The organism is Bacillus sp. B2-WWTP-C-10-Post-4 (assembly GCF_009183805.1).
In the GTDB taxonomy this organism is placed as follows: Bacteria; Bacillota; Bacilli; order Bacillales; family Bacillaceae_G; genus Bacillus_A; species Bacillus_A cereus.
This window is the reverse complement of record NZ_WEII01000219.1, coordinates 1-3,140: the sequence shown is the minus strand read 5'-3', so window position 1 is coordinate 3,140 and position 3,140 is coordinate 1. Positions and strand designations below refer to the sequence as shown.

Below are 3,140 nucleotides of genomic sequence, written 5' to 3'. Positions count from 1 at the left end.
AAATAAGTTCGTGTAAAAATTGAATTTAATGCGAACTTGTGTTCGTATTCTTTTTCTGTTATAGTATATATGAGGTGATTTTTATGGATTACAGCAAGCAACGTCAAAAATCCGTACATCGTAAAAAATTATACGAGAATCTAAATGAAATGCCCTTTTACATAGAAGAATTTGTGGAGTACAAAGAATTGCATGATGCCTCTCCCTCCACCCTACTGAATTATGTATATGATTTTAGGGTCTTCTTTAACTGGCTATTATCTGAACAAATTATTGAATTTAAGCCTATTAAAGACATATCCTTCTCTGATTTGGAGAATTTAAAGAAAAAAGATGTTGAGAACTTCATGAGGTTTCTAAAACTACAACAAAACATGCAGAATTCCTCTGTTAACAGAAAAATTTCAGCCTTAAAGTCTTTATTCAAGTACCTTACTTCCCTATCAGAGAATGATGAGGGAGAATGTTATTTTTATAGAAATGTAATGGCCAAAATTGAAATACATAAAGATAAAGAAACATTAAATGCCCGTGCAAAACGTATGAGATCTAAGATATTTCATAATGATGACGATCAAGAATTTTTGAATTACGTTAAGTACGAACATGAAAAATCTTTAACAAAACATCAATTGTTCTATTTTCTAAGAGACAAAGATCGTGATGTAGCTATTCTTTCCCTTTTTCTTGGTAGTGGTATTCGTGTAAGTGAATTGGCCGATCTCCGTATGGAAGATATAAATATAAAAGAAAGGCTAATTGATGTAATACGAAAAGGAAATAAAGAAGATTCAGTATGGATTACTCCAATTGCGTTAAATGATCTTGAAAAGTATATGGAAATTAGAGATAGCAAATATGCACCAGGAAAAGAATTAAAAAATGTGTTTTTATCGAAGTATAAACATACTGCACAGCCTCTATCAGTTAGGGCCATCCAAGATATAGTAGAAAAATATACTAAGGCCTATGGAAAAAGAATGTCTCCTCATAAATTAAGACATACATTGGCAAATAAGTTATACATGGAAGAGAAAGACTCGTTACAAGTGATGCAGCAACTTGGACATACTAGTCAAGATACAGCATTGTTATATACTCAACTTGGGGAAACAACTATTAAAGATAGCTTAGGTAGACTAGGAAAGAATAAAGAATAAAAGTTCAGCAATTTTATTTTGCTGAACTTTTATTCTGACATTTAAACAAGGTGTATTACTCGGTTCAATCTTTATTTTATTGTGTAAAAAATACATAGTTGGAAATCTGCAGTGAATTTATTTAATATTACAGGATTACTCTTAAAATTACACCAATTCTATTTGTTAGTTTTAGCGAAGACTCTTTAATAATTAATTTAAATAGCAATAGAAAGATTACTTAACATCTCAATTTCCAAATGAATTTGGTTTTTCAGAAAACAAACAGGATTAGTAAGATTTCAATATTATTTTATAACACAATTTTTCATCACGTATGCTTTGCAGATAAATTTTAAAAATACATAAGATGTTGTTAATAATAAAAAAACCAAATTCTAATTGAGAATTTGGTTTTTTTATTATTTTTCCATATTTTCTTTAATAGCTAAATTGCGTAAATAATCTAAAACGGGGAGCATATCTTTTGGAGCTGTCAAATCGTTTACTGAAAAGGATACATTCTTCTCATCGTCTGTTATTCCCAACTCATAAGAAAAAGCATCCGCTCCTTGGATAGCAGCCCCATTTACTTCACTTGGTTTAAGATGTAAAAGATTAGATTGATGAATTAAATTAATTAATTCCTTAGCTTGTTCCTCTGGTAAATCCATCGTATCTGTCTGAAAGGTTAAGTGGAGGTTAGCTAGTCCCCCGGTACAACTAAATTTAATATGCATATTAGCCCCTCCCTTCATGATACAGAATCTGATTAAGAAGGTAAACCAACCGATTTAAAAGCTGATTCTACTGTTTTTGCAGCTGTTTGCGGAACTTCGCCACTATCTACAAGTTTTTGTGCTGCTTTATTTACAATTTGCGCAAATTGATTGAAATTAGTAGTTGCAAATAAGCTGTGCATTGCATTATACCATATTAAAGCTGCTTTATCTGTTCCAATTTCCATAGATACAAGATAAAACACTTTATTTGGTATACCACTATTTATATGAACACCGTGGTTATCCTGAGATCCTTGATAATAGTTTTTCATATGATCTGGTTGCATATCCTTACCCATTAGTTTATTGTCAAATGCAGTGCCAGGTGCTTTCATTGAACGAAGAGCTTGTCCTTTTAATGTTGGTCCCATTATATCAGCACCAATTAACCAATCCGCATCGTTTGCCGTTTGCTTTAAATAAGATTGCTTAATTGCAATTCCGAACACGTCCGAAATATGTTCATTCAAAGCTCCAGACTGTCCATCATATTCTAATCCATTAGTAAATTGAGTAATTCCATGTGTTAGTTCGTGCCCTATAACATCAAGTGAATTTGTAAAACTAGTAAAAATAGTTCCATCCCCATCACCAAACACCATTTCATCCCCGTCCCAAAAAGCATTTTGATAGTTATGACCAAAATGAACATTCAAAATGAGATCAAGACCATTGTCATCAATAGAATTGCGGTGGAACACATTTTTGTAATAATCACGTACTATACCAGCATAATCATACGCATGGTTAACCGCGTTATCCTCAATTGATCTATCTCCTTCTTTTCTAACCTCTTTAACTCGAAGGTCTCTTCCACCATTACAATCATATACATGGCGTGCAGATTCACCTTTAGGTCCTGCTCCTGCATCAGTTAAAGCGACAACCCCATTAATATCATATTCTTTCAAGCTTCTACGTTTTCGAATTTGGCGACTTTTTGCTAAACTGATTCGTGCGGCTTCTATATCGTTTTGTGCTAAATTCTCCAGAATATAGGTTGGAACAATAAAGCATTGACATTTCTTATGCGAACAACGTTTTGTATGCATAATTTACACCCTTTCGTGATAGTAGTTTATAACATCTCTATTAATTTGTTCTTTATGTTGGAAATTTATACACTTTATTTAATAAATTCATTAACAATTTATATGCTTTGAGATTATCAAGATCTAAATTTTATAAAGTACTTAAAATAAGTTAGCGTCTCCATATC

Annotated in this window: 3 protein-coding genes; 1 reads left to right on the top strand and 2 read right to left on the bottom strand. The window is 32.0% G+C overall.

Translation table 11 applies throughout. The annotated features are described in order from the left end of the window. Positions 1-83: 83 nt before the first annotated feature. Positions 84-1,160 (top strand): tyrosine recombinase XerS, encoded by a 1,077-nt coding sequence (gene xerS, locus GBN78_RS29225; protein ID WP_000386594.1) that lies wholly within the window; start codon positions 84-86, stop codon positions 1,158-1,160. A gap of 401 nt (positions 1,161-1,561) precedes the next feature. On the opposite strand, the gene GBN78_RS29220 is transcribed toward xerS, so the two are convergent. Together GBN78_RS29220 and GBN78_RS29215 are read right to left on the bottom strand one after the other, a co-directional pair. Continuing rightward, complete coding sequence (locus GBN78_RS29220) at positions 1,562-1,879, bottom strand: protealysin inhibitor emfourin (protein ID WP_070184528.1); 318 nt, start codon at positions 1,877-1,879, stop codon at positions 1,562-1,564. A gap of 32 nt (positions 1,880-1,911) precedes the next feature. Then, positions 1,912-2,973: a M4 family metallopeptidase gene (locus GBN78_RS29215; RefSeq protein WP_070184529.1), complete on the bottom strand. Its 1,062-nt coding sequence runs from the start codon at positions 2,971-2,973 to the stop codon at positions 1,912-1,914. Between the last annotated feature and the right edge of the window lie 167 nt (positions 2,974-3,140).

Excerpts from the sequence above, each read along its gene's own strand:
- xerS (WP_000386594.1), top strand. The coding sequence starts at position 84 with ATGGATTACAGCAAGCAACGTCAAAAATCCGTACATCGTAAAAAATTA.
- GBN78_RS29220 (WP_070184528.1), bottom strand. The coding sequence starts at position 1,879 with ATGCATATTAAATTTAGTTGTACCGGGGGACTAGCTAACCTCCACTTA.
- GBN78_RS29215 (WP_070184529.1), bottom strand. The coding sequence starts at position 2,973 with ATGCATACAAAACGTTGTTCGCATAAGAAATGTCAATGCTTTATTGTT.